The 26,442-nt window shown below is 39.6% G+C and carries 23 protein-coding genes; 12 read left to right on the top strand and 11 right to left on the bottom strand.

Annotated elements, in window-relative coordinates; all coding sequences use genetic code 11:
• Positions 1 to 7: 7 nt before the first annotated feature.
• On the bottom strand, positions 8 to 1,555 hold the full coding sequence (locus tag C2869_RS15260) for an anthranilate synthase component 1 (RefSeq protein WP_108603782.1): 1,548 nt from the start codon (positions 1,553 to 1,555) through the stop codon (positions 8 to 10).
• A 355-nt stretch (positions 1,556 to 1,910) separates the two neighbouring features.
• On the opposite strand from C2869_RS15260, the gene C2869_RS15255 reads away from it, so the two are divergent.
• From C2869_RS15255 to C2869_RS15245, 3 genes are read left to right on the top strand one after another with little or no spacing between them, the layout of a single operon-like run.
• Positions 1,911 to 2,768 carry a PHP domain-containing protein gene (locus C2869_RS15255; protein ID WP_108605081.1) on the top strand — a complete coding sequence of 286 codons (858 nt, stop codon included), beginning with the start codon at positions 1,911 to 1,913 and terminating at the stop codon, positions 2,766 to 2,768.
• Positions 2,769 to 2,793: 25 nt separating this feature from the next.
• Positions 2,794 to 3,414 carry an L-threonylcarbamoyladenylate synthase gene (locus tag C2869_RS15250; RefSeq protein WP_108603781.1) on the top strand — a complete coding sequence of 207 codons (621 nt, stop codon included), beginning with the start codon at positions 2,794 to 2,796 and terminating at the stop codon, positions 3,412 to 3,414.
• Between the two features lie 7 nt (positions 3,415 to 3,421).
• Positions 3,422 to 4,243, top strand: coding sequence for a segregation and condensation protein A (locus C2869_RS15245; protein ID WP_108603780.1), 822 nt, complete (start codon positions 3,422 to 3,424; stop codon positions 4,241 to 4,243).
• A gap of 10 nt (positions 4,244 to 4,253) precedes the next feature.
• On the opposite strand, the gene C2869_RS15240 is transcribed toward C2869_RS15245, so the two are convergent.
• From C2869_RS15240 to C2869_RS15220, 5 genes are all read right to left on the bottom strand, one after another.
• The gene (locus C2869_RS15240; RefSeq protein ID WP_108603779.1) at positions 4,254 to 5,255 is read right to left on the bottom strand and encodes a 2-hydroxyacid dehydrogenase; all 1,002 of its coding nucleotides are present in this window, start codon (positions 5,253 to 5,255) and stop codon (positions 4,254 to 4,256) included.
• 58 nt (positions 5,256 to 5,313) lie between these two features.
• Positions 5,314 to 5,808, bottom strand: coding sequence for a glutathione peroxidase (locus C2869_RS15235; protein WP_108603778.1), 495 nt, complete (start codon positions 5,806 to 5,808; stop codon positions 5,314 to 5,316).
• Positions 5,809 to 5,838: 30 nt separating this feature from the next.
• A complete protein-coding gene (locus tag C2869_RS15230) occupies positions 5,839 to 6,471 on the bottom strand; it encodes a hypothetical protein (protein ID WP_228710680.1) in 633 nt (210 codons plus the stop codon).
• Between the two features lie 485 nt (positions 6,472 to 6,956).
• Positions 6,957 to 8,396, bottom strand: coding sequence for an exodeoxyribonuclease I (gene sbcB, locus C2869_RS15225; protein WP_108603777.1), 1,440 nt, complete (start codon positions 8,394 to 8,396; stop codon positions 6,957 to 6,959).
• A 60-nt stretch (positions 8,397 to 8,456) separates the two neighbouring features.
• Positions 8,457 to 9,326, bottom strand: a complete 870-nt coding sequence (locus C2869_RS15220; RefSeq protein ID WP_108603776.1) for an HDOD domain-containing protein — start codon at positions 9,324 to 9,326, stop codon at positions 8,457 to 8,459.
• A gap of 163 nt (positions 9,327 to 9,489) precedes the next feature.
• Between C2869_RS15220 and C2869_RS15215 the strand changes: the two genes are divergently transcribed.
• Positions 9,490 to 10,437 carry a LysR family transcriptional regulator gene (locus C2869_RS15215; protein ID WP_108603775.1) on the top strand — a complete coding sequence of 316 codons (948 nt, stop codon included), beginning with the start codon at positions 9,490 to 9,492 and terminating at the stop codon, positions 10,435 to 10,437.
• Between the two features lie 79 nt (positions 10,438 to 10,516).
• On the opposite strand, the gene C2869_RS15210 is transcribed toward C2869_RS15215, so the two are convergent.
• Genes C2869_RS15210 through lolB form a run of 3 tightly spaced genes read right to left on the bottom strand, consistent with a single transcriptional unit; the run spans position 10,517 to position 12,965 of the window.
• A complete protein-coding gene (locus tag C2869_RS15210) occupies positions 10,517 to 11,464 on the bottom strand; it encodes a ribose-phosphate pyrophosphokinase (RefSeq protein ID WP_108603774.1) in 948 nt (315 codons plus the stop codon).
• Positions 11,465 to 11,510: 46 nt separating this feature from the next.
• On the bottom strand, positions 11,511 to 12,365 hold the full coding sequence (gene ispE / locus C2869_RS15205; RefSeq protein WP_108603773.1) for a 4-(cytidine 5'-diphospho)-2-C-methyl-D-erythritol kinase: 855 nt from the start codon (positions 12,363 to 12,365) through the stop codon (positions 11,511 to 11,513).
• A gap of 24 nt (positions 12,366 to 12,389) precedes the next feature.
• Positions 12,390 to 12,965, bottom strand: coding sequence for a lipoprotein insertase outer membrane protein LolB (gene lolB, locus C2869_RS15200; protein ID WP_108603772.1), 576 nt, complete (start codon positions 12,963 to 12,965; stop codon positions 12,390 to 12,392).
• Between the two features lie 111 nt (positions 12,966 to 13,076).
• On the opposite strand from lolB, the gene hemA reads away from it, so the two are divergent.
• The 6 genes from hemA to C2869_RS15170 all read left to right on the top strand — a co-directional run bounded on the left by hemA (position 13,077) and on the right by C2869_RS15170 (position 19,377).
• Entirely contained in the window at positions 13,077 to 14,333 is a 1,257-nt protein-coding gene (hemA, locus tag C2869_RS15195; RefSeq protein ID WP_108603771.1) for a glutamyl-tRNA reductase, read from the top strand.
• A 4-nt stretch (positions 14,334 to 14,337) separates the two neighbouring features.
• Complete coding sequence (prfA, locus tag C2869_RS15190; protein ID WP_108603770.1) at positions 14,338 to 15,423, top strand: peptide chain release factor 1; 1,086 nt, start codon at positions 14,338 to 14,340, stop codon at positions 15,421 to 15,423.
• Between the two features lie 18 nt (positions 15,424 to 15,441).
• Complete coding sequence (gene prmC / locus C2869_RS15185; protein WP_108603769.1) at positions 15,442 to 16,305, top strand: peptide chain release factor N(5)-glutamine methyltransferase; 864 nt, start codon at positions 15,442 to 15,444, stop codon at positions 16,303 to 16,305.
• A 100-nt stretch (positions 16,306 to 16,405) separates the two neighbouring features.
• Positions 16,406 to 17,950: a DUF3369 domain-containing protein gene (locus C2869_RS15180; RefSeq protein WP_108603768.1), complete on the top strand. Its 1,545-nt coding sequence runs from the start codon at positions 16,406 to 16,408 to the stop codon at positions 17,948 to 17,950.
• Between the two features lie 2 nt (positions 17,951 to 17,952).
• A complete protein-coding gene (locus C2869_RS15175; RefSeq protein ID WP_108603767.1) occupies positions 17,953 to 18,330 on the top strand; it encodes a SirB2 family protein in 378 nt (125 codons plus the stop codon).
• A gap of 84 nt (positions 18,331 to 18,414) precedes the next feature.
• The gene (locus C2869_RS15170; protein ID WP_108603766.1) at positions 18,415 to 19,377 is read left to right on the top strand and encodes a tetratricopeptide repeat protein; all 963 of its coding nucleotides are present in this window, start codon (positions 18,415 to 18,417) and stop codon (positions 19,375 to 19,377) included.
• Positions 19,378 to 19,454: 77 nt separating this feature from the next.
• On the opposite strand, the gene C2869_RS15165 is transcribed toward C2869_RS15170, so the two are convergent.
• Positions 19,455 to 20,351, bottom strand: coding sequence for a D-hexose-6-phosphate mutarotase (locus tag C2869_RS15165; protein WP_108603765.1), 897 nt, complete (start codon positions 20,349 to 20,351; stop codon positions 19,455 to 19,457).
• A gap of 182 nt (positions 20,352 to 20,533) precedes the next feature.
• Positions 20,534 to 21,529, bottom strand: a complete 996-nt coding sequence (gene gap, locus C2869_RS15160) for a type I glyceraldehyde-3-phosphate dehydrogenase (RefSeq protein WP_108603764.1) — start codon at positions 21,527 to 21,529, stop codon at positions 20,534 to 20,536.
• 227 nt (positions 21,530 to 21,756) lie between these two features.
• On the opposite strand from gap, the gene malQ reads away from it, so the two are divergent.
• Positions 21,757 to 23,937 carry a 4-alpha-glucanotransferase gene (gene malQ / locus C2869_RS15155; RefSeq protein WP_108603763.1) on the top strand — a complete coding sequence of 727 codons (2,181 nt, stop codon included), beginning with the start codon at positions 21,757 to 21,759 and terminating at the stop codon, positions 23,935 to 23,937.
• A gap of 270 nt (positions 23,938 to 24,207) precedes the next feature.
• Positions 24,208 to 26,394, top strand: a complete 2,187-nt coding sequence (gene glgB / locus C2869_RS15150) for a 1,4-alpha-glucan branching protein GlgB (protein ID WP_108603762.1) — start codon at positions 24,208 to 24,210, stop codon at positions 26,392 to 26,394.
• Positions 26,395 to 26,442: the final 48 nt, after the last annotated feature.

Here is a 26,442-nt window from a genome sequence, read left to right as displayed (position 1 = left end):
TGCTGGATTAGCCACGATTAACCTCCTGTGACGCAATGATAGCGTTGATGACGGCTTGTGCTTTACTGCGTGTTTCATCGGCTTCAGACTGAGGGTCAGAGTCGAATACTACACCGGCGCCAGCTTGAACATGAGCCACGCCTTTTGCGACAAAAGCCGAACGAATGACGATACAAGTGTCCATATCACCATTTGCTGCTAAATAACCGACGGCTCCGCCGTAACTTCCGCGCGTGTGTTTTTCTGTTTCACGTATTAATCCTGCGGCCATTATTTTTGGGGCGCCGACTAACGTACCCATATTTAAGCAGGCTTGGTAGGCATGTAGAGGGTCTAATTCCTCTTTCAAGTCGCCCACGACACGAGAGACTAAATGCATAACAAAGGAGTAGCGATCGACTTTTTGCAAGTCACTGACATAACGTGTTCCGGGTTTGGCGACACGAGCAATGTCATTGCGCGCTAAATCTACTAGCATCATGTGTTCTGATAGCTCTTTTTTGTCACTGCGCAGCTCTTGTTCTATACGGCTATCTAAATCTAGGTTGATTGAGCCATCTTCGTTAAAACCACGGCGTCGCGTACCAGCAATTGGGTAGACTTCGATTAAATTAGGTTCTGCAGTGTATTTGACCGCAGATTCAGGAGATGCGCCAAATAATTCAAAGTTTTTATCCTTTACATAAAACATGTAAGGGCTTGGATTCTGTTGTTTTAACTTTCGATAGGCGTCTATCGGTTGTGGGCAAGGTAAGCTAAATGTCCGCGATGGAACGACTTGGAAGATATTGCCGATCCGTATATGTTCTTTTAGGTTGATGACGTCTTGTTTAAATTCTTCATCTGATTTGTCTACTACAACGTCGTCTTGGCTGAGATTCGGTTTTTTCGTTTTACCTAGTTCTTCGCATTCCAGTAGTTTTGCGGCAATGTTTTCTATATGCGGTCGAGCGTGAGGGTCTTTTTCACCGAATTGATTATAAATAATCTCTGAACTTTGTTGCTGATGGTCAGTGAGTAAAAGAGACTCAGCTAAATAAAATACATAATCAGGACACGCATTTTTACCTTGAGGAACTTGAGGTAAATCTTCAACCATACCAATTAAGTCATAGCCAAACACACCTGCTATAAAGGTAGAGAAACTGTGATTGCCTTGGTTTTTGCCTAATTCATGTAGCAGTCTTAATACACTGAAAGGATTAGCACAGGTCAAACGTTCTGTTTCAGATAAGCCAGCTAATGGTTTATCAAACTTAACCACAAAAACTTGATCTTGACTTGATTCAATGAAGTCATGGAGTTCATTTTTAAGGTATTCAAAAACACAGGTGAGGCTGGGTTTTAAGCACTTAATTTCTACGTGATAGCCGTTGCATTCCATGCGCAAACCAGCGTCAATTAACATTAAGCTTTTCAAATGGTCTTTGCTGTCTATTTCTGCAGATTCAAGTAACACAGAATAGGAGGTAGTTTTTGCCAAGTTTGAAAACAAGGATAGTGGCTCAGACTTGTAGGGAATGGCCAACTCTGTAGTATAGATTTTTGGTTGCATTTGACGCTCTTTCCTGCCTTGGTATTTCTGATTAATACAGAAATTTTACTATTTTATAATAATTAATAAACCAGCGGGCATTGATAAAAAAAGCCCGCTGAAAGCGGGCTTATCATTAATTCTGACAATAACAATTCACACCCGCGACTATGTCGAGTGCCACCACCAAGGACGAACTGTGTTATGATTCATTAAATAGTTCATTGATTTTCCTATCAATCGATAAATATCTGTTTACCGAATAAGCTAAACTAAATACAGTGGTGGTTGAATTGTTCAACCGATGCACTAATAAAACCGATTTAGTGATATAAAGTCAACTAAAAATTACTTTTTGTGAGTGTTTGAATTTTACGTGACCCAGTTAAAAATAGATCTACATAGCCATACGACATGCTCTGACGGTAGCTTAACACCTGAAGAGCTAGTACTTCGCGCGGATAATTTACAAGTCAATGTTTTAGCAATTACTGATCATGATACGATTGATGCTATTGCAAGAGCGCATAAAGCTATTGAAAAATACAAGTTACGCTTGCGATTGATCAGTGGCGTTGAAATATCAACTAGTTGGCATGGCCAAGAGATCCATATTGTGGGTCTTAAAGTTGATGAGTCTTGTCCTCAATTTAAGCAAAGGTTAGCCGAGCAAGCGGATACGCGTCGAGCGCGAGCCGAACGTTACGCGAAAAAATTAGAAAACTGCGGTGTGGAAAATCCATTAGCTGGCGCATCTCGGTATGCAAAAGGTGGATCTATTAGTCGTGTTCATTTTGCTAAATATTTAGTCGAGCGAGGTTATGTAGCGAGTTTTGATCAAGCGTTTAGCAAATATTTGGGTAAAAATGGTAAAGCCTATGTAGCACCAGGTTGGATAAGTATTGAACAAGCCATAAGTTGGATCCGTGACGCAGGCGGAATAAGTGTGCTTGCACATCCCACACGATATGATTTAACTAATAAATGGGTACGTAAATTAGTTCGTTATTTTGCTGAACACCAAGGGCAGGCAATTGAAGTTGGGATGGCACGTCAATCTCCTAATGAACGGATCCAGATCCAACAATATGCTAATGAACTTAATTTAACTGCCTCGGTTGGCTCTGATTTTCATTTTATTAGTCGCTACAGCGAACTCGGTAGAGATCTAAAGTTACCTGATAGTGCGACACCTGTATGGCATGATTGGCCGGAAGCGCAATTAAGCCAGTAATTAATTTATTTATAAGGAACTTGGCATGAGCCAATTTTTTTACGTTCATCCAGAAAACCCGCAAGCGCGCTTAATTAAACAAGCGGTTGAAATTATTAAGTCGGGTGGTGTTGTTGTTTATCCTACCGACTCTGGTTATGCGATTGGATGCTCTATAGGCGACAAGTCGGCTTTAGATCGTATTTGTCGAATTCGAGACTTAGAGAAAAGCCATAATTTCACTTTGGTTTGTAGCGATGTGTCTGAACTTTCCAATTATGCAAAGGTAGGTAATCAAGCGTTTAGGGCACTTAAAAGTGCAACGCCGGGTCCCTATACCTTTATTTTTAAAGCCACTAAAGATGTGCCTAAGCGTTTACAAAATCCTAAAAAGAAAACCATAGGCTTGCGTATACCTAATAATCAAATCGCCCTCGATTTACTTGCTGAGCTGGGCGAGCCTATAATGTCTTCTACTTTGATATTGCCAGGGCAGGAGCAGGCAGAGAGTGATCCTGATCATATTCGTGATGTATTGGAGCACCATGTCGATTTGATTATACACGGTGGCTACTTAGGTGAAACACCAACAACGGTTGTTGATTACAGTGAAGATTCACCTGAGATAATACGAACTGGCAATGGTGATACCAGCTTTTTTGAGTAATTAATATATGGATACCCTGAGTTCAGTAAATCAAGACGACCATGAAGCCAGTGCACAAGCTTTTGCTTATGTGCGTGGTGAAGCGGTAATAGCTCAGCCTGATGACTTGTTTATTCCACCTGATGCACTTGAGGTGATACTTGAAGCTTTTGAAGGGCCGCTCGATTTACTACTCTATTTAATTCGTAAGCAAAAGTTTGATATTGTTGATTTACCTATTCGCCACATCACTGAGCAGTACATGGAGTACGTGGAAGTGATGAAGGAAATGAACTTAGAACTGGCAGCTGAATACTTAGTTATGGCTGCTATTTTAGCGGAAATTAAATCTCGTTTGTTGTTACCACGAACGCAAACTGAAGACGATGATGAAGACGATCCTCGTGCACAGTTGGTCCGTCGGTTACAAGAGTATGAACAATTTAAATCGGCGGCGGAAAATATTGATGAGATCCCGCGTGCTAATCGCGATATCTTTACTGAGCAAGTCAGTGTTGCTGAAAACTGTAAACCAGTCGTTATTCAACCTAAGGTTGATATACAAGACTTGGTTTTAGCGTTTGGCCATATTTTAAAGCGGGTTGAAAATTTTAAGCATCATCATATTACACCTGAGGTGTTATCAACGCGTGAGCGCATGACTAGAGTGTTAGAAAAGCTAAAGGGTTCGGATTACTTACCTTTTCGTACCTTTTTTGACTTTAGTGAAGGAAAAGCCGGTGTGGTGGTGACTTTTCTGGCTATTCTTGAGCTAGTCAAAGAAAAACTAGTGCAAGTAGAACAAAGCCAAGCGCTAGGTGATGTTCATATTCGAGCCGCTGGGACGTAAAACACTAACCTTATTTCAATAACTGACATAAATTATGACAGGGTTGCTTGTTTAGTAATAAGCTTAAATTGTCTAAGGTTGTCGATGCTATGGTATCTAATGCTTCTTGTGTAAAAAAACCTTGGTGTCCGGTGATCATCACATTTGGAAAGGTGAGTAGTCGTTGAAAATCATCATCTTGAATGATTTCATCTGATTTATCTTCGAAAAACAGTTCACTTTCTAGTTCATAAACATCTAAACCCAAATAGCCTATACGTTGATTTTTTAAAGCGCTAATTATCGCATGCGTATCAATTAGCCCACCTCGACTGGTATTAATCAACATCACATCGTTTTTCATTTTCGCTATGGTATCTTCATTTATCAGATGTTGGGTTGTTGGGGTCAAGGGGCAATGTAAAGAAATAATATCAGCTTGGTTTAATACCGTATCGAGAGGTTTATATTGAACACCAGTCGTTATTAGATCTGTGTTAGGTGTAGGATCGTAAGCGATTATTTGGCAACTAAACCCTTGTAATATTTGGCACAAGGCTTTGCCAATGTGGCCAGTACCAATCACGCCTACTGTTTTTTGATATAAGTTGAATCCTAATAAACCATCGAGTGCAAAATTGTCTTCTTTTACTCTATTATAGGCTTTATGGAATTTACGGCTGAGCGTCAACATAAGGCCTACAGCATGCTCAGCTACCGCTTGCGGCGAGTATTCAGGCACACGCGCTATACTAAACTTTAATTTAGCTGCTGTTGTGATATCGACATTGTTATAGCCTGCACAGCGCAAGGCAATGGTACGTATATTGTAGCTAGCGAGTTGAGTTAATACCTGACTATTTAATTCATCGTTAACAAATACACAAATTGCATCATATCCTTGGGCTAGTTGTACTGAACCGGTAGTGAGCCTATGTTCGAAAAAATCTAGGCAAATACCGTATTGTTTTTCATAGCGACTAAGAAATTTTTTGTCATAAGATTTACTGCTAAATACCGCGACCTTGAACATATCCTCAATCCTTGTTTGGCAGTTTGTCTGATATTGTAATGCTTTTTATATTGTCTTTTTATAACAATGTTTCGATTGTTTGAGCTATATCAATAGGAGGTATTTTGGGAGAGAAACGCTTAACAACATTGCCGTGGAGATCGACAAGAAACTTAGTGAAATTCCATTTAATAAACTCACTGCCTAGTAATCCAGGTTGCTGTTTTTTCAAAAACTTGAAAACAGGGTTGGCTTGTTTTCCATTAACATCTGATTTACTCATGATGGGGAAATTGACTTGAAAACGAGTTTGGCAAAATTCAATCACTTGCTCATTGGAACTCGGTTCTTGTTTGCCAAACTGATTACATGGGAAGGCTAAAATAGTAAAGCCTAAGTGCTGATATTTAGTGTATAAGGCTTGAAGCTGTTTATATTGGCGCGTAAAGCCACACTCACTAGCTGTGTTGACAATGAGTACGACTTTATCTTCAAGTTGTTTGAATTGAAACAGATCACCCGATGCTTGAACGCATTCGAGAGCATAAAACGAAGTAGTGAGTGATTTATCCATTTTTTATGTGGATAGTATTAAGCTTTCACTCTATTCGCTAAGCTCTTCATTGGTTTGTACTTGATCGGGTAAGCGTTCACCTTCAGGAAGTTTTTCCCCTTTGCGACGACGGCGGCGTTTAAGTTCAAACTTAGGATAACCCGGATCGTATAATCGGACTTTTCGCCAAGATTTATACTTGTCAAAATTAGTATCGTCACCCATTGCATCCCATTCTTGACGGAATTGGATAGCAGTACGATAAGCATGTAAATGAAGATCAGCATCAAAGGCGGTGTAACCTAAAGAAAATGTTTTGACCGCTGGTTTGTCATTTTTTCGATAGCTTACCCAAAAAAATCGTTCGACTTCATTACGTCGCTTATCAATTTTTTCACGAAAGCCTACGCCATTAAAGCCACAACTTGTGTCGGGAGTAGGGCGTCGTACTCTACGTATCTTGCTAGTCGGATGCAAAGCTTTGAGTTGTTTATTACGACTCATAGCAGCACGTAGGGCTTTTTCTATGCCGCCCCATTGGTTATACGAATAAAAACCGCCCAAATCCTTTTTTTTACGAATGAATCGCATTTGACAGCCAGAGCGACAAGGAAAACTGATACCGTGTGCATCTTTTTCTAAAATCGCTGCGATATCTTCTGGGACATAATCTGGTATAGCCACAAGAACAAAACCTCTTGAAAAACAAATCGAGACAAACCGTTTGTGGAATATTACGGCTTTATTCAGGAATAATACTAATAGTCGACTACATATACAATTAAACTATATTAACTTATGCTAATTTTAATGATTTACGCCGTAAAACAGTGTTATCCCCGCAGTTTAATGCTTTTAATTACATTTACATAGTCAAAGCGATCGGGTTTTAGGGGCAGGTTTCTAGTTCCAGACGAAACCTAAGTACTTACATCCATGTAAGCAAAGCCGTCAAAGCTACCGCATCCGTGCTCACGCTCCTTACCTACATCCATGTAGGCAAGCTTCGAGGCCCCATGAGCATATTCTCTATTATGTGATTGGGGCGAGTAAGCGCAGACAATGAACCATAAAACCTGAGCGAGAAGACTATAGTTAATATAGGTGTAATACCCCTAAAAAACAAAATAGTTTAATGACATAAACTGTAACCAAACTGACAATTATTGTTATAAGTTTTGAATGTATTGGTATAGCGCTTTAAGGATTTTTATTTTACTTTCATCATTTTGGACTGTTTCGGCCAAATTTTCTAACTCTTGGGCAAACTCTTCTAATGTTAATTGCGTTTTATGTATGTTTTGAGTCAGTCTTTCCCGACAAAATACTTGCCACTTTAATTGTTCAGCTTCGTTTAGCGTGTCTGGATAATTACGTGCTTTAAATCTAAACCATAAGGTTTGTAAGCGAGGATCATTAAAAGCGGGTGTCATGGCTGCATAGTGCTCAGGCTGGCTACATTGTATTTTTTCTAGCCATTGTTTGTCATTGTCTTGAATAAAACCATCATACAAAGCAAAGTCTGCGTCAGATTCTGTTTCAAACTCCATGGCTTGATAAAGGTCGATAACTTTTTGTTTTACAGCTGAATGATTTTGTTTAATCCACTGTAAATTAGTTAAACACTGTTGCCTGTCTATGCCTAATCTTTCTGCATTGTCTGGAGATAAGCTTTTAGCGGTTGCTAATACAGGTGATTTATTTATATGCACCAGTTTTATTGGGAGACGCTCTTCATCAGGTTGTAAGTCTTGTGAAGACGTAAATAGTTTCTGTTTAAGGGCTTGTGTATCTAACTCGGTTAGTGGTTGTGCTGATTTGGTTAAATCTAAAACGATAACGGCATTGGCGTTAGTCGGATGCCATGCAATTGGCACTATCCAAGTACAGCAACCTTGTGAACTAGGGATTTTTGATGAAATATGAACCAGTGGAGTTAGGCCTTCTAAATCAAGTAATTCTTTTACTTTGTGCTTATTGCGTAACGAAAATAGATACGAAAAAAGTTTCGGTTGTTTGGATTTGATCAGTTTAGCAATATCAATTGTCGCATATACGTCACTCAATGCATCATGCGCAGCGTAGTGCTCTAAACCATTAGCTTTTGTTAAATGTTCTAATTTAAAGCTAGGTATACCTGGCTCACGTTCTGGCCATTCAATATCTTCTGGGCGCAATGCATAACAGGTTCTGACCATGTCTATTATGTCCCATCGGCTATTGCCGTTTTTCCATTCTCGACTGAAAGGTTCAAATAAATTACGGTATAAGCTGTAGCGTGTGACTTCATCGTCGAAGCGGATTGTGTTGTACCCACAGCTAACCGTATTCGGCTGCATCAATTCATGATGAATTTTCTTCATAAATTGATGTTCATTTGTGCCTTTTTTAAATGTAAGTTGCGGCGTTATCCCAGTGATTAAACAGGCTTGAGGTTGAGGTAAATAGTCACTAGCAGGATAGCAATAAAAATTAAGCGGTTCGCCAATAATTTCTAAATCGTAGTTGGTACGTATGCCTGCAAATTGACATGGGCGATCATATTTTGGAGAGGTGCCCCACGTTTCAAAGTCATACCAAAGGATAGAGGGTGATTGTTGCTGTGACATAGTGATAAAAAAAGCCGACTTAAATCAGTCGGCTATGTTAGCAGATATGACTATTTTTCACTAATCATGAAAAATATTTGCAACGCCAAAACCGTACAACATTTCACCTAAATCTTGTAATTGATAGTCTTCCAGTTCTAAGTAGTCTAATATTTGTCCACCGTGTTTTTGCCATTCAATGTCGATATCCGTCTTGGTTAGCAAACTGGGCAGATTGATCATATGCTCGGCTAACTTAAGCACACTGAATAATTGTTTTTCTTCGTAGGAGCCTGTGGTCATAATTATGTTGTGCGAGTGATGATAGGCAATGACATTACTTATTGCGCTATCTATTCCCCATTGTTGCGCAATTAAAAAACCAAGGACTTCATGCGAGGTCGCTATATTTTCTTCTTCATATAAACCCAATGTGAGGTGTTCTTGTTCATAGGCTTCTTTGAGTAATTCAGAATATTCTGGTTGTTGTTGTAAAATGAGGGCCATTCCGGCGTTATGAAACATACCCACGCTATAAGCATCGTCTGGCTGCGCTAAATCTAAATATTGCGCGATGGCAAAACAAGCATCCGCTAGTAAAGCTGAGCTACCCCACAAGGCTGTTTCAAAGTTATTACCTTCATCTTTTAAAAATTCATACCTTAATAAGATACTGGTAACAAGCTTGACTAATTTAGTCAGGCCTAAAAATGAGCAGGCATGATTGATTGAGGTCACCTTTTTCGGAAAACCAAACATAGGTGAGTTAACGACTTTTAGCGTAAAATTGGTAATAGCGAGATCTTGGTTAACTAGGTTAGCAATGTTCACTACACTAGGTTCCGGCTTTTCAATTTCCTTTTGCAGCTCGATAAGTAGGTCAGGGCGAGGGGGAATTTGAAAATTTTCAAGCGCACTATCAATTATCGCCATATCTAAGGCTTGTGCCATGTAAATTCTCCACTTTAATTAATTTGTAATGCTCTCGCAGTTAGTGGTAATTCAGAGCATTAATCTAAATTATAAACATAAGATGCATAAATAAAGTTTAAACCTTTGTAGAAAAAGCGTATATTTATTTAGTGAATAAATAATTGGTAAAACCATTAATTAAATGAATATAGCAAACGTTGACCTGAATCTGCTTATTTATTTAGATGTACTGTTACGTGAACAAAATGTAACTCGTGCAGCTAATCAACTTAAAATTACTCAACCAGCCATGAGTAATGGTCTAAAAAGACTCAGAACTTTATTAAATGATCCGTTACTGGTGAGAACAAGTGATGGCATGTCACCTACGGAAAAGGCGCGTACATTACAGCCGGTGGTTAGGCGCATATTGCTTGAACTAGAAGAAGCATTACAACCGTCAACTGAATTTATTCCAGAAACCAGTGATAGAGTGTATCGGATAATGGCTAGCGATTATGCTGCATCCACTTTATTGCCGCCTTTGTTGTCGCGTTTGAGTGATGAAGCGCCTAATGTCGCCTTAGATATCATGACCCCGAGTGATGTAACATTTCACGACGTTGAAGCGGGTAAAATTGATATGGCCATCAATCGATTTGAAGACTTGCCGATTTCTTTTCATCAAAAAAGAATTTGGATGGATGAGTTTGTCTGCTTAACCCACAAAGATGCCATTGCTGGTGATGTAGTGACCTTAGATGAGTATTTAGAGGCTCAGCATATTTGGGTAAGTAAAACCGGTTTTGGTGTTGGTGTAGGTATGGATACTACCGATGTGAGTAAGTTAGGCTGGGTTGATGATGCTCTAACAGATATTGGTAAAAAGCGTAAAATTGCGGTATTTACTCGAAATTACCATGTGGCTATGCAGCTTGCGCTTAAAAAGCATATGATAGTGACTGTGCCTAAACGAGCTACGTCAAATTATCAACAATTTGACAATGTGTTGATCAGTAAAGCGCCTATTAGTATTCCAGAAATGGAACTAAAAATGATATGGAGTCCCTTATTACATCACGATGCCAGTCACATATGGCTAAGACGCCTAATAAATGAAGTGGCTCACGAGACGACATCAGCTAGCTAAACTCGCTGCTTTCAATAAAAAACATGCAATAAAAAAGCGCCATTAGAGGCGCTTTTTTATTGCTGAAAATAACTGCGGTTTAATGTTCAAACATCGCTGATATTGATTCTTCATTATTAACGCGACGCAAACACTCAGCTAACATGCCGCTTAGTGTTAGTGGTTCTACTTTGTCTAGTGAACGCATTTTACTTGATAATGGAATAGAGTCTGTGATCACTAGGCGATCTAGCTGCGATTCTTTAATAATATCGTAAGCTTTGCCTGAAAATACAGCGTGGGTGGCATAGGCAAATACACGTTTGGCACCACGTTCTTTTAATGCCGCGGCAGCTTTTGATAATGTACCACCAGTGTCAATCATATCATCGACGATAATACAGTCGCGGCCTTCTACGTCACCAATAATATGCATGACTTGTGCAACATTCGCACGCGGGCGACGTTTATCAATAATAGCCAAATCACAATCATCATATTGTTTGGCAATTGCACGGGCACGGACAACACCGCCAATATCGGGTGAAACGACAACTGGATTTTCAAAATTTTGTGTATACATGTGGTCAAGCAAAATTGGACTACCGAATACGTTGTCGACAGGCACGTCAAAAAAGCCTTGAATTTGTTCCGCATGTAAGTCAACAGTAAGAACGCGGTCAACGCCAACACTCGATAAAAAGTCTGCAACTACTTTAGCGGTAATGGGTACACGAGCAGAGCGAACTCGACGGTCTTGACGAGCGTAACCAAAATAAGGAATAACCGCAGTAATTCGGCCAGCTGAAGCGCGGCGTAGGGCATCGATCATCACGATCAATTCCATTAAATTATCATTGGTTGGCGCGCATGTTGATTGGATGATAAATACATCTGATCCACGCACGTTTTCATTAATTTGAACGCTGATTTCACCATCACTGAAGCGTCCTACGTCCGCAGAACCAACTTTAGTATATAAGCGAGCGGCAATCTTTGAAGCGAGTTCAGGAGTTGCATTACCGCAAAAAATTTTCATATCAGGCACAGTAGAAAACCTCAGGTGTGTTAAATCAAGTCATTAAAGGAAAAGTTTACGCAGTAAATGTTTCTGCAATAAAAGTATGTGCACTGGATACATTACTTGTTTTGGTTACATAGCAATCAACAAAATTGGGTGATTGACTTGCAAGTGCTTTTGCGCTGTTAATATCAGGCAATAAAGCAAAACAACATGCACCTGTACCTGTCATTCTCGACGGCGCGTATTCTACCAACCAGCGCAATGTGTTTGCAACCTGAGGATACAGGTCTTTTACAATTGCTTGGCAATCATTGTGAGTTTGGCTAAATTGGTAATCCTTAAAATCTATTTTTGCTGTGTTACGCGGTAGGTTTGGGTGGCTAAAAATTTTTGCTGTCGATATAGCACAATTTTTTGGCATGGCTAACAATATTGCGTTGGTATCCGTTGAAACATTAAGCAGGGTTTCACCTACACCCTCAGCAAACGCGGCGTGGCCATGAATAAATATTGGTACATCAGCACCTAAACCTAATCCTATTTTTGCTAGTTCGTTTAAACTTAAATTTAATTGCCACAATTGGTTTAGCATTAATAGCGTCGTTGCTGCATCTGATGAGCCACCACCTAAACCGGCACCACTGGGTATATTTTTTTCAATAAATATTTCTATACCGGCTTCGTCGACAGCATAAGGTTTTAAAGCCATTGCTGCTCGGAAAATTAGGTTGTCTTGTACTTGAGTACCTGACAAATCACCTGAAAGCGTGATGTTACCTGTCGCATTGAGGGTAAAAGTTAATTGGTCTGCTAATTCAACAAACTGAAATAAGGTTTGTAGCTCGTGATAACCATCGTCTCGCTGATTGCAAATGTGTAAAAATAAATTGATTTTGGCTGGCGCAGGGCAAGTGTATGTTTTCATAGAGTTAGGAAGTCGAGTTTTTAGTTATAGTAATTGCCAACGATGTAAGGCTAGTACAATACGGTTATTATGTTGCTTAAGTGTAATTTTTTTAGGTAAGAGTAGTTGCATATGTGCTTGATAGCTGGCGTACTCTATAACCCATTCCTTACTTTCATTAATACGGGCTAATACTTTCTTAGGTTTGTTGTTATCATGCCTTGACATGACGACGCCGCTGTAATTACCCGTGATCCAGCGGGCTAATTTACGAATTGGGATTGGCCACCCAGTGACTTCTTGTAACAGTACTTCAGGTTCGTTTGACTGATAGTTTTCGCCGTCGGCTATTATGTCAATTGATTGGTTATTTCCTTTAATTCTTGCCACTTCAATGCCGAGAAAGGTTGTAAATTTTATATCATAATCCGCATTATTTTGTTGCCAGTAAAAATTAAGTGATTCTCGTTTTCCTTGATTAATGACGGCCACTTTTCCTTTTAAAGTAAAACTATGTATTTGGTTTACTCGCGTATATTGGGTTGGTTCTGTTATTTTGGGTGAAGTTGTACAAGCGCAAATTAATACGCATAGAGCAAATATTGTATAAACTTTAGACATTTAGCCAAAACTCTTAGTAACTATTAGTGTTAGCGCTTTTATTCTGGTTTACCTTCTCGTAAAATCGGCGGATTCCCAAATTCAGTGCTTATTGATTTTTCAGGCAGCTTTATGGCTTTTTATTCTTTTGGTGTCAGTCACAAGACAGCTCCGGTTAGTATACGGGAGAAAGTGGCTTTTTCCACAGAAGAACTTGATAAAGCCATAGCGGATTTGAAAAATACCTATCAAGTTGATGAGGTTGTTTCAGTTAATACCTGTAACCGCACTGAAGTTTATGTTGTGGCTAAAGAATTAGCACATCAACAAGTCGTCAATTGGTTTGCTTATCATAGCAACGTCGAAAGCAAACAGTTGGCCGATTCGATTTATTTTCATGCGCATCAGCAGGCAGTTTCTCACTTAATGGAAGTCGCTGCGGGCTTGGATTCACTAGTACTTGGCGAACCACAAATTTTAGGGCAATTGAAACAAGCTTATTCAGAAGCAAAAAATCGTGATTATTTGGGACAACTTCTGCAAAAGCTGTTTCAAAAGACATTTTCTGTTGCTAAGGATATTCGAACTAATACCGAAATTGGTGCTTCTGCGGTTTCAGTCGCCTTTGCCGCTGTCAATTTAGCAAAACATATTTTTTCTGATTTAGCGAAGTCGCAGGTTTTGTTGGTCGGTGCAGGTGAAACGATTGAATTAGTCGCTCGGCATTTAAAAGAAGCAGGATGTACGAATATTGTCGTAGCGAATCGCACGCTAGAGCGCGCAAAAAGTCTTGCTGATGAGTTTTCGGCACAATGCGCCACGCTTAATGAAATCCCTGAATTATTGGTAAAATCTGATGTGGTTGTTGCTTCTACCGCATCGCCTTTACCTATTATTGGTAAAGGCATGGTTGAAAAGGCGTTGAAAAAACGGTTATACCAGCCTATGTTGATGATAGATATTGCCGTGCCAAGAGATATAGAAGAAGAAGTTAATACAATTGATAATGTATATTTATACACAGTTGATGATTTACAAGGTATTGTTGAAAAGAATCAACAGCAACGTCAAAAGGCTGCACAACAAGCTAAAACTATCATAAACACTCAGGTGAAAGAGTTTTATGAATGGCTTGATAGCTTAAAGTCGGTTGATTATGTACGCGAATACCGCCAGCAATGCGAAGCATTAAAACAAACAAGTTTAGACAAAGCATTAAAGCAATTATCACAAGGCGCGGATGCTGAGCAGGTGTTAAAAGCGTTTGCTAATCAATTAACGAGTAAGTTAATGCATGCACCAACACTGGCTATCCGCGAAGCCGTTAAATCGGATAAAAACGAATTTATAGAGTTAATGACTGAGCAATCAAGCTCACGAGCAAAGTAATAAAATGAAAGAGTCAATTTTAAGAAAGTTAGAAGGCTTGCAAGAGCGTTATGAAGAAGTGCAAGCTTTATTAGGTGATCCAGACACAATATCTGACCAAGAAAAATTTAAGGCTCTATCAAAAGAGTACTCTCAGCTTGAAGAAATTGTTAAGGCTTATGAAAGTTATTTGCAAGCACAAGATGATTTAGCGTCTGCAGAGGAAATGCTGCAAGAAGACGATGAAGAAATGCGGGAAATGGCCGCTGATGAAATTCAAGATGCGCAGTCTCGTATTGAAGTGCTAAAGCAAGATATTCAAATATTGCTATTGCCACGTGATCCGAAAGACGATAACAACTGTTATGTCGAAATACGAGCCGGTGCTGGTGGCGACGAAGCGTCTATCTTTGCTGGTGATTTATTCCGTATGTATTCTCGCTATGCAGAATCTATGGGGTGGCGTATCGAAATTATGAGTCAAAACGAAGGTGAACATGGCGGGTTTAAAGAAATTATCGCTTATGTGACAGGTGACTCTGTTTATGGTCGATTTAAGTTTGAGTCAGGTGGACATCGGGTACAACGAGTACCAGAAACTGAATCTCAGGGGCGGATCCATACATCGGCTTGTACAGTCGTGGTTATGCCGGAAATTCCTGAAGCTGAGCAAATAGAGATCAACACGGCAGACTTACGTATTGATACTTTCCGTGCCTCGGGTGCCGGTGGTCAGCACGTTAACAAAACCGATTCAGCTATTCGTATTACTCATATACCAACAGGTGTAGTTGTCGAGTGTCAAGATGAGCGCTCTCAGCATAAAAACCGTGCTAAAGCCATGTCAGTATTACAAGCTCGCTTGCAACAGGCTGAAGATGAAAAGCGCAGACAAGAAGAAGATTCAACACGTCGTAACTTAGTGGCAAGTGGTGATCGTTCCGAGCGTATCCGCACCTATAACTATCCTCAAGGTCGAGTGACAGATCACCGTATTAACTTAACATTATATAAGTTAAATGATGTAGTTGAAGGTGAATTAAACTCCTTGCTCGACCCGATTATGCAAGAGTATCAAGCTGATTTGCTTGCCTCTTTATCCAATGAGTAACCTCGAGTTAGCATTTTTATGAGTTTAACGATTAATGAAGCGGTCAATTGGGCCGCTTCTTTGTTTATTGGTTCTGATTCAGCAAAACTGGATGCCGAATTATTGTTACTTAATGCTTTGGGTAAAGATAATCGAACCTATCTTTATACTTGGCCTGATAGATATTTAAGCCAAGCGCAAAAAGAAAAATATGATCATTTAGTTGAGTTAAGAAAAAATGGAGTGCCTGTTGCTCATATTCTCGGTGTTAGAGAGTTTTGGGGGCTGGAACTTAATGTTAACGACAAAACTTTAATTCCACGCCCAGATACAGAAACCTTGGTGGAAGCCGCGCTTAATCTGATTGACCAAGAGCAAATGGAACCCTGCCGATTATTAGATTTAGGAACAGGCACAGGGGCTATTGCCCTAGCTTTAGCGAGTGAGCTGCCTAATTGGCAAATATGGGCGAGTGATAAAATAGAACAGGCTGTCAAGTTAGCAAAAGATAACGCCAAAAAGCTCGACCTAGATATTCAAGTCGCAATGGGTGACTGGTTTAGTCCATTCGAGTCATCGAGTGAGTTTGCTAGTGCTTTTAGCTTGATTGTTAGTAATCCACCTTATATCGCCAAAAATGACTCACATTTAACGCAAGGCGATGTCCGGTTTGAACCGCTGTCAGCGCTTGTTGCTGACAATGATGGCCTGAAAGACTTGGACTTTTTGATTGATAACTCGAGGCGATTTTTACGTCAACAGGGCTGGTTGATTTTAGAGCATGGTTATGAACAAGGTGAACAGGTTCGTCATTTATTTGAAAAATACCAATACAAACAAATAAAAACATTACGCGATTTGGGGCAACAAGAGCGAATTACACTTGCACAATTTGTCGCATAAGTCTTTAATTACAAAATAATAATTTATCTTAACGTAATGTTAACTCAATACGCTAAGCCTATATTTGAAACACATCCTGTAAAGGTAAGGGAACCGCAAGATGGTAAGTGACTTTTTATTTGCCGATGACGACAGCGAAGTTGTTGAAACACTAGAATCTAATTGGAAAATTCTTATTGTCGATGACGAGCCAGAAGTGCATGCCGTTACTAAACTGGCATTAAGTGATTTTAGCTTTCAACATAAAGGCTTAGAGTTTTACAGCGCTTATTCTGGAGAAGAAGCTAAAAAGCTCATTCATGAACACCCTGATGCGGCAATTATTTTGTTAGACGTTGTAATGGAAACCGACGATGCTGGATTGCGGGTAGCGGAATATATTCGTCAACAAGCGCAAAATAATTTTGTGCGAATTATTTTACGAACAGGCCAGCCCGGTCAAGCTCCAGAACGCCAAGTTATTGTTAACTACGATATTAATGATTATAAATCTAAAACCGAGTTAACTGCGCAAAAGCTCTTTACCGTTATCATGGCGAGTTTACGCTCTTACCGAGACATTATAGCGATAGAGGAAAATCGCAAAGGCTTAGAAAAAATCATTTCAGCCTCGACTAACTTGTTTTCAATTCACTCAATGGAATCTTTCATTTCTGGTATTGTCCAGCAACTTACGTCAGTGATTAGCTCTGGGCGTGAAGCCATGTACGCAACCACCTTGGTGGCTAATGGCATAGAAGAGGGCAATGGTGATTTAATCGTTGTAGCTGGTCAAGGCGATTTTGCCGATGCAGAAGGCAAAGCCGTTAAGTCGGTATTAAATGAAGACATGATGGGGGCGTTTATTACCGCTTTAAATAATAAGGAAATTGTTTATGGTGATGATTATGTTATTGCTTACTGCCAAAGCAAATCTTGTAAAGGTTCTTTGTTATATATAGCTGGCTTAAATGATGAGTTAAGCCCAACAGATAAACACTTAATCGAGTTGTTTACCAATAGTGTGCAATTAGCCTACGACAATGTATTGTTGACCCGTGACTTAGAAGATACGCAACGCGAAATAGTCATGCGCTTAAGTGAAGCTGTAGAGTGTCGTTCAAAAGAAACCGGTAATCATGTTAAGCGAGTTTCACTGTATTGTCGTAGTTTGGCGCTCAAGCTAGGTATGAGTGAAGATGAGGCTGATAAAATAATGCGCGCTTCACCATTACATGATTTAGGTAAGATTGGCATATCGGATGATATTTTACACAAGCCAGCTAAATTAAGTGATGAAGAGCGTACCGATATGAAAGAGCATGCATTACTAGGTTTTAATTTACTGCAGGGTAGCGATCGCCCGTTGATTAAAGCCGGTGCTATTATTGCCAAAGATCATCATGAAAAATGGGATGGCTCCGGTTATCCAGAAGGCAAAAAAGGCGAAGATATTCATGTTTATGGGCGTATTGTCGCATTAGCCGATGTTTATGATGCATTACGTAATGAACGCTGTTATAAAGATGCTTGGCCTAAACAAAAGGTCATTGATTATATTGCGGGTCAGGCCGGCAAACATTTTGACCCAACTATAGTCGGTCATTTTCTCGATAGTATCGACGAATTTGAAGCCATATTAAATAAATATCCAGATCAAGAGTAACCATGTCCTATTTTGCAGTTAAGCATGCTCATATGTTATTGGCCATCATTAGTATTGGCCTTTTAGTTTTTCGAACTATTTTACTTGTTCGTGACAGTGATTTAATTAACGCTAAGTGGGTTAAAATAACGCCACATGTCGTTGATACATTTTTGTTAGTATCCGCAGTAATATTGATGACTATTATTCATCAATATCCAATTCAAGCTCCATGGTTAACTGAAAAGCTATTGCTAGTATTCGCTTATATTGCCTTGGGGGTATATACGATTAAAATTGCTAAATCTAATACTCATCGGCTTGCAGGTTTAGCTGCCGGTTTGTTTTGTATCGCTTCTGTTATTCATTTGGCTATGGCTAAACAGAGTTTTGTGTTGTAGCTATCTCGTTTGCATGTTAGTAATAGAAAATGGGTTGAAATTCGTTTTTTAACCCATATAAATTAAGGTATTGAAAAAGAACGTTTGTCTGTTTTGTTGAGTCATCCTATTATTTACCCAGAAATCGCTACCAGTCCTTCGTCAGTTAAATCTTTATTTCTCGCCTATTTAGAGAAATTGAAGCCAATTTTAAAAACCGAAAAAGTTGAAACCAGCACTCAAGTTTTTGTTGATGTGGTTGCCGAACTACGTCAAAAAATACCTGATACCGCAGATGAACTTGATAAAATACGCCAACTTTTAGATTTCTTTTTTATTGATGCATTATTTAGTCAACCTAGTAAAAACGAGCCGTCACTAAAAGCAAAACATTTTGATTTATGTGATGTATTAGCGTTTCGCACAGGGCAGCAAAGCGCACTAAGTATTTTGTTTTGTGATTTTGCACGAGCAATTAATTTGCAGTCAGAGATCATTGTCACACCGGGACCTTACTTAGTGAGAATTGAATTGGCAGATGCGAGTTATGTCTTTTTGGAACCCGCTAATGGTATTTCGTTGGATTGGCAAGATGTTGAGGCAACGTTTGCCAACAACCCATTGATTTCAGTGCTTGAGCAAGAATTTGGTTTGGACGCTATTCATGAAGACGCGCTAGAGCTTGAACAAGAGCAAATCGATGTTGAGTTTAATGATCCCACCCAAACTGCAACAGAGGTTGGATCGCCAGATGAAACAATTATTAATAAAGCCTTGGTCGGCGACAAAGAGATTGTTCTAAAAGCCATATCGCTGTTTAAAGCCATGTTGATTGCAGAAGGCAGATTTGCTCATGCTTTAAGTATATGTGAAGTATTACTCGAACAAGAGCCTGACAACCCATATTTGCGTCGAGATAGGGGGTATTTGTTAGAGCAATTAGATTGTCGAAATCAAGCTATTGCTGATTATGAATATTTTGTTGAGCAGTGCCCAGAAGATCCGATCGCTAAAATGTTAAAAGCGCAAATTGAAGAGCATTTACCTAGTGTGCATAGTGTTCACTAGTTGGGTTCAAATAAAAAGTTAAAACGAAGCAGTACGAGTAATGGGAAACGGCAGTCAATGGACTGCCGTTTTTGTATTTAATTAGATACAACTATTTTCTGTACTAAAGCGTGTGATTGATTGGGTTTAAGAACCAATGTTGGTTTAATAGCGCCAGGTTCGATACAAAGCATTTCTTGCCAACAGTCGCCTTCTAATCCTGGGGTGTTTTGTGCGAGTGCTTGCCAAGGATTCCATACGACAACACTGTTATGACCAGATTGATAAAGCTCGTAATTTTGTACTGGGCTATAAATTCTGACAAGCTCTGGTTTATCTAAATGGATACGGTCGGTTTCTTCACGAAACTTATAAACTTTAGGGGTATCTTCGGGCTGCCAATCGTTTTTCAACGCAATATATTGTGATTGAGCTAATCCGCGTACTTCTGTTTCTCTTATATCTCCGACATTAAAGTAAGTATGCAGAGCGGCACTAAATTCAAAGTTTTGCTTACTTTTGTTTTCAGAAACTAACTCTATTTCAACAGAGTCACTAAAAGTTAATGTTTGCGTAACGGTAACGCCTTCAGGCACATAGTTTTTGTATGCTTGGTCGATAACGGGTGAAAGCGTTAATTCTACGACACCATTGTCACACTGATGGCTTAATAGTTGCCAATGTATGCTGCGAACTAAGCCGTGGTTGGGTACATCGTCTCTTGACGGGTGTTTATTAAACCATGGCCAACAAATAGGGGTGCCACCGCGCAAAGATTTTTTGTCGTTTAAATGCGACTTATCACTTAAAAATATCGCCGGCGCTTTATGATTTTTATGTTCAAACCAAACAAGTTGTCCACCACATAATGTAATAGCAGCTGTGTATTCATTTGTTTCTACCCACCAGTAGTGCATTCCTTCGGGGATAACACGATAGCTTACTTGGTCACTTAATTGATCTAAAATATCAAACTTTAAAAATGGATTTTTCATGATTGCGCCAGTTTTTATCTATTTTTAAATTAAAAGGTGTTAATTAATATTCAACACGTTTTGAGTTAATGGTTTAACTTTTTCAAAGATTACTATGAAAGAGAGTCCCTAAAATAAAAATCCCCGCGAGTGCAGGGATTTTACTATGCAGCTACTCAGTTAGCGATAGTGCTAACTTAGCATTATTTTGAAATGTGAGCTGCTAAATCTAGAACTTTGTTTGAGTAACCGATTTCGTTATCGTACCAAGATACAACTTTAACGAAGTTGTCATTCAATGAAATACCAGCGTCAGCGTCAAAAACAGAAGTTTGAGTTTCACCGATAAAGTCTTGAGATACAACAGCGTCTTCGGTATAACCTAAAATGCCTTTTAATTCGCCTTCAGATGCCGCTTTCATCACTTCACAAATTTGCTCGTAAGTTGCAGGCTTTGCAAGGTTAACGGTTAAGTCAACAACTGAAACGTCAGCAGTTGGTACACGGAAAGCCATACCCGTTAACTTGCCGTTTAATTCAGGTAATACTTTACCTACCGCTTTAGCAGCACCAGTTGATGAAGGAATGATGTTTTGAGAAGCACCACGACCACCGCGCCAGTCTTTAACTGAAGGACCATCAACTGTTTTTTGAGTTGCGGTTGTAGCATGAACAGTCGTCATAAGGCCACTTTCAATACCAAAGTTATCATTTAATACTTTAGCAAGAGGGGCTAAACAGTTAGTTGTACATGAAGCGTTAGATACGATGTCTTGACCTTCGTAAGCGTTGTGGTTTACACCCATTACGAACATTGGGGTTGCGTCTTTTGAAGGACCCGTCATGACAACTTTTTTAGCGCCCGCAGTAATATGTTTGCGAGCTGTTTCGTCAGTTAAGAATAAACCTGTTGCTTCAGCAACTACGTCGACATCTAACTCATCCCACTTTAACTCTTCTGGATTACGTTCCGCAGTAACACGAACTGTTTTACCGTTGACGATAAGGTTTCCACCTTCTACTTCAACTGTACCGTTAAAACGACCGTGTGTAGAGTCGTATTTAAGCATGTACGCCATGTAATCAACGTCAATTAAATCGTTAATGCCAACAACTTCAATATCATCACGTTCTTGAGCAGCTCTAAAGACAAATCGACCAATGCGGCCAAAACCATTGATTGCAACTTTAATAGTCATTTTTGGTTCCACTGTTAGTTAGTAAATGTGCGTTTAATAGAGATTTAACAAAAAGTTCTCTTTAACGGCTTTTATATTTGGCGCAAAGTATAAACTATCAATTACCTGATTCTCAAAGAATAAATACGTATGCAATAGACCTAATTGCCGTGTTTAGCACGTGATTTATTCAAAAAGTAGGGTATGCTTAAAAAAGTTAAAATCAAGGTGATAAGGGTTAACAATTAATGAATAATGAGTTGATCGAGCAATTGGCGCAAGCGCGCGGTGTTGAAAGCAAATATGTAGATGCTTGGGGCAACGACGCGAATGTCGACCCGTCGGTAAAAGTGAAGTTGTTATCTGGTATGGGGTATCCGGTTGAAGATGACATAGCCTTACAGGAAGCAATTGAGGGTGAAACGCAAGACACTTGGTCAACGCCGTTAAACCCTGTCAATATTATTCGAAATACCGAAGATGTGAGTATTGAACTTCGTCTCCCCATCCATGTTGTTAATAATGAATTTTCTTGGGAAATTACCCAAGAAGATGGTATTTCACAATCAGGCACAATCTTACCCATTAATGGCAACCTTATTAACGTTGCCCAAATAGATGGTTTAGAGTTTCAAGAATATTTAATTACATTAGATATATCTTTGCCACTAGGCTATCACACTCTAAGTATTATTAATGCAGAAGCAGATATTCAGGCTCAGCAAAATTTAATTATTGCGCCTAAAGCTTGCTATAAGCAACAACCTATAGCTGATGGTAAAAAAGTGTGGGGCCCAAGTGTGCAATTATATTGCATCCGTACTGAATCAAATTGGGGTATCGGAGATTTTGGCGACTTATCTACCTTAATCAAAGAAGTCGCGAGTCGCGGCGCTGAATTTGTTGGTTTAAACCCGATCCATGCTTTGTATCCAGCTAATGCTGACAGCTGTAGCCCTTATAGCCCGTCTTCTCGTCGTTGGCTTAATAGTTTATATGTTGATGTTACTCAAGTTGAAGGTTATCAGTCAGAAGCGGTTCAAGCTTTAGTTAATTCAAGTGAATTTCAAGCTAAATTGCATAGTGCCCGCCAAGCGGAATGGGTTGATTATCAAGCTGTTACAGAGATGAAGCATGCTGCATTAAAATTAACGTTTGAATGGTTTAAGGCCAATGGTGACAAGTCGGCATTTAAACAATTTGTTGAATCCGGTGGAGAGTCATTGCAGCAAATTGCAATTTTTGACGCTGTTCAAGAAACCATTGCTGCTAAAGGTACAATAGCCTGGGGATGGCCAGCTTGGCCTGAAGATTTAAATGAATACCATAAACCAGCAGTTGCTGAGTTTGCCCAAAATAATGCCGATTTAGTTGAGTACTATTGTTATTTACAATGGATCTCTGATGTGCAAATTAATCAATGTCAACAACATGCATTAGATGCAGGTATGACAATAGGTATATACCGCGATTTAGCCGTCGGCGTGAGTGAAGGTAGTGCTGAAATTTGGGCAAATAGCGATTTATATTGTACAGAAGCTAGCGTTGGTGCGCCGCCTGATGTTTTAGGCCCACAAGGACAAAATTGGGGATTACCGCCGATGGACCCCGAAAAGCTATTTGCACAAAGTTATGCACCAATCATTGAATTATTCCGTTCAAATATGCGTGCTTGTGGTGCATTGCGTATTGACCACGCCATGGCATTGTTGCGTTTATGGTGGGTTCCTAAGGGTGATTCTGCCAAAGAAGGTGCTTATGTTTATTATCCGGTTGATGACTTATTAGCGTTGTTAGCATTAGAAAGTCATCGAAATCAGTGTTTAGTGATTGGTGAAGATTTAGGAACCGTGCCTGATGGTATTCCTGAGTTATTAGCTGAAAATGGTGTACATTCTTATCGTGTATTCTTTTTTGAAGTTGCACCGGATGGTGGGTTTTTCTCTCCGTCACATTATCCTGTTCAAGCTATGGCGACATTAACCACTCATGATATGCCGACATTACGCGGATATTGGCATTGTGATGATTTAAACCTAGGTAAGGAAGTTGGGGTTTATCCTGATGAAGATGTTCGCCAAAGCCTGTTTGCGAGTCGCCATCGTGACAAGCAAGCAATTTTAGATACTTTACATGGTCACGGCTCTATTCCACACAGTGTGCCACGCAATGTTGAATACACCGAAATGACTCAGGAATTGAATTTTGGCATGCAAATTCACATGGCAAAAGGCTCAAGCGCGCTCTTAAGCCTGCAATTAGAAGATTGGATGCAAATGGATAAGCCGGTCAATATTCCTGGGACAAGTACTGAATATCCTAATTGGCGTCGTAAGTTGTCGATGAATTTAAGTGATTTATTTGCTAAACATGAAGTCAATGATTTAACGCAGCGATTAACGCAAGCCCGCGAACAAGCCACTAAATAAACTTTAAAGCCGCAGCGTTTGTTGCGGCTTTTTCTATTCCGTTTGTCATTGGTAAGATTATTGCTTAGTTTGAGTAGTGCTAACTTAGGTGACTGGTTGGACAAGCTTAGTATATTGAACCTAATTCATTTAAGTGACATATGCTTAATTGATAATCTTACTCATAAGATTGGATTAAACAATTGAAAACGCTCACCTTATTGTATTAACCTAGGTCTTAACGCACACATTAGGGTGTTTTTTTCGAGTGAAAACGTATGGAGAGACTAAATGCTCGCAACAAATTTGTCACAAGCTAGAGTTTATAACCCGCATGAAGTATTAGGATTTGTTACAACTGATGAAGGAACATTAAAATTACGAGCATGGGTTCCGAATGCAACCCGAGTTGAAGTGCTTGAATTGCAATCCGGCAAATATATTCAAGATTTAGCGCTAGTTGATGAACAGGGCTTATTTGAGTCAGCTATCAAGGGACGAAAGAAAAAATTTGATTATAAATTTCGTATTACTAACGAAGATCATACGTACGAGATCATTGACCCCTACCAATTTGTTGAAGCGGCTTTTCATGCTGTTCATTTCGTTGACCATGCACCAGAGAATGTCTACAAACAATTAGGTGCGCAACTGGTTACAGTAAACAGTGAAGATGGTGCTATCGTTAGTGGTGTGCGATTTGCAGTTTATGCTCCAAGTGCATCGGCGGTAAGTTTAATCGGTGATATGAACCATTGGGATGGTCGTTTTCACCCAATGCAAAAAACCAATTGTGGCCATTGGGTTTTATTTGTTCCTGGTTTAACTGAGGGATGCAAATATAAGTTTGAATTAAAAGACCCTATGGGTAATCGCTTACCGCATAAATCGGATCCTGTTGGTTTTCATCACGAGCAATATCCTTCTCATACATCCATTGTTTTTGATCAAACAACTTATCAATGGAATGACGCTAAGTGGCTTGAAGAGCAAGCTAAAGTGGATCGCTACAAAACACCGATGAGTGTTTATGAATTACACTTAGCCAGTTGGCGAAAAGTGTCAGAAGAAGAAGGATTACGGTCTTTAACTTATCAAGAGTTTATAGAACAACTCATTCCGTATGTTAAAGATATGGGCTATACCCACATTGAAGTATTACCCGTTTCTGAACATCCTTATGATGGCTCGTGGGGTTATCAACCGGTAGGTCTTTTTGCACCAACGAGTCGCTTTGGTAATCCAAATGAGTTTAAAGCTTTTGTTGATGCAGCTCACCAAGCCGGAATTGGTGTAATCATTGATTGGGTACCAGCGCATTTCCCAGAAGACTCTCATGGCTTAGCCCGTTTTGATGGTACTCATTTATATGAATATGAAGATCCGCGTCGTGGTTGGCATCCTGATTGGAATTCTTGTATTTATGACTTTGGCCGAGGACATGTTCGCCAGTTTTTAGTTGCTAGTGCATTAGTGTGGTTAGAGCATTTTCATGTTGATGCGTTACGGGTTGACGCTGTAGCGAGCATGCTTTACTGGGATTATTCGCGTAAAGACGGTGAGTGGGTGCCTAATGTTGATGGCGGTAACGAAAATTACGAAGCTATCAGCTTATTACGCTGGTTCAACGAAGAAGTTTATAAAAACTACCCGCATGCTTTCACTATCGCTGAAGAATCTACCGCTTTCCCGAAAGTATCAAAACCAACCTTTGAAGGTGGTTTAGGTTTTGGCTTTAAATGGAACATGGGTTGGATGCACGATAGCTTACATTATATCTCTAAAGATCCGGCTTATCGTAAATTCCATCATAACGAAATTACGTTTTCATTAGTTTATGCCTACAATGAAAATTTTGTATTGCCAATATCCCATGATGAAGTGGTGCATGGTAAAGGCTCAATGCTACGTAAAATGCCAGGTGATGAATGGCAAGCAGCCTCTAACTTGCGTTGTTATGCTGCATTTATGTATTCGCATCCGGGTAAGAAGCTAAACTTTATGGGCAATGACTTTGGTCAATCGCAGGAATGGAATTACAATAATTCGCTTGATTGGCATTTAACTCAATATGACAAACATAAAGGGATCCAATCTTTATATCGAGACCTGAATCATCTATATCGTGAGTATCCAGCGCTTTATGAGTTGGATCATGACCATAGAGGTTTCGAGTGGTTAGATCATCAAGATGGTGAAAATAGTATTCTCGCTTTTGTACGTAAAGCGGAAACAACAAACGATAAAGTTTATTCCGTCACTAACTTTACACCTGTACCAAGAGAAGGGTATCGCTTAGGGGTTAAAGATGCTGGAAAATATCGAATAGTCCTTAACTCAGATGATGAAAAATACTGGGGTAGTGGGTATCAAGTGGTAGTTGAATTTGAAGCTGAAGCACAACCTTGGCAGGGTCAAGAGTACTCAGTTGTTATCAACTTACCACCATTGGCAACACTCCTTTTTGAAAACGTATAAGTAATAGCTGATAAGGAGCAATAATTGCTCCTTATCGCGTTTTGAAAT

The organism is Saccharobesus litoralis, from assembly GCF_003063625.1.
In the GTDB taxonomy this organism is placed as follows: domain Bacteria; phylum Pseudomonadota; class Gammaproteobacteria; order Enterobacterales; family Alteromonadaceae; genus Saccharobesus; species Saccharobesus litoralis.
The sequence above is the reverse complement of the archived record's forward strand: the minus strand, read 5'-3'. Positions and strand labels throughout refer to the sequence as shown.

Coding starts and splice junctions, on each gene's coding strand:
- C2869_RS15260 (WP_108603782.1), bottom strand. CDS start 1,555: ATGCAACCAAAAATCTATACTACAGAGTTGGCCATTCCCTACAAGTCT.
- C2869_RS15250 (WP_108603781.1), top strand. CDS start 2,794: ATGAGCCAATTTTTTTACGTTCATCCAGAAAACCCGCAAGCGCGCTTA.
- C2869_RS15245 (WP_108603780.1), top strand. CDS start 3,422: ATGGATACCCTGAGTTCAGTAAATCAAGACGACCATGAAGCCAGTGCA.
- C2869_RS15240 (WP_108603779.1), bottom strand. CDS start 5,255: ATGTTCAAGGTCGCGGTATTTAGCAGTAAATCTTATGACAAAAAATTT.
- C2869_RS15235 (WP_108603778.1), bottom strand. CDS start 5,808: ATGGATAAATCACTCACTACTTCGTTTTATGCTCTCGAATGCGTTCAA.
- sbcB (WP_108603777.1), bottom strand. CDS start 8,396: ATGTCACAGCAACAATCACCCTCTATCCTTTGGTATGACTTTGAAACG.
- C2869_RS15220 (WP_108603776.1), bottom strand. CDS start 9,326: ATGGCACAAGCCTTAGATATGGCGATAATTGATAGTGCGCTTGAAAAT.
- C2869_RS15215 (WP_108603775.1), top strand. CDS start 9,490: ATGAATATAGCAAACGTTGACCTGAATCTGCTTATTTATTTAGATGTA.
- ispE (WP_108603773.1), bottom strand. CDS start 12,365: ATGAAAACATACACTTGCCCTGCGCCAGCCAAAATCAATTTATTTTTA.
- lolB (WP_108603772.1), bottom strand. CDS start 12,965: ATGTCTAAAGTTTATACAATATTTGCTCTATGCGTATTAATTTGCGCT.
- hemA (WP_108603771.1), top strand. CDS start 13,077: ATGGCTTTTTATTCTTTTGGTGTCAGTCACAAGACAGCTCCGGTTAGT.
- prfA (WP_108603770.1), top strand. CDS start 14,338: ATGAAAGAGTCAATTTTAAGAAAGTTAGAAGGCTTGCAAGAGCGTTAT.
- prmC (WP_108603769.1), top strand. CDS start 15,442: ATGAGTTTAACGATTAATGAAGCGGTCAATTGGGCCGCTTCTTTGTTT.
- C2869_RS15180 (WP_108603768.1), top strand. CDS start 16,406: ATGGTAAGTGACTTTTTATTTGCCGATGACGACAGCGAAGTTGTTGAA.
- C2869_RS15175 (WP_108603767.1), top strand. CDS start 17,953: ATGTCCTATTTTGCAGTTAAGCATGCTCATATGTTATTGGCCATCATT.
- C2869_RS15165 (WP_108603765.1), bottom strand. CDS start 20,351: ATGAAAAATCCATTTTTAAAGTTTGATATTTTAGATCAATTAAGTGAC.
- gap (WP_108603764.1), bottom strand. CDS start 21,529: ATGACTATTAAAGTTGCAATCAATGGTTTTGGCCGCATTGGTCGATTT.
- malQ (WP_108603763.1), top strand. CDS start 21,757: ATGAATAATGAGTTGATCGAGCAATTGGCGCAAGCGCGCGGTGTTGAA.
- glgB (WP_108603762.1), top strand. CDS start 24,208: ATGCTCGCAACAAATTTGTCACAAGCTAGAGTTTATAACCCGCATGAA.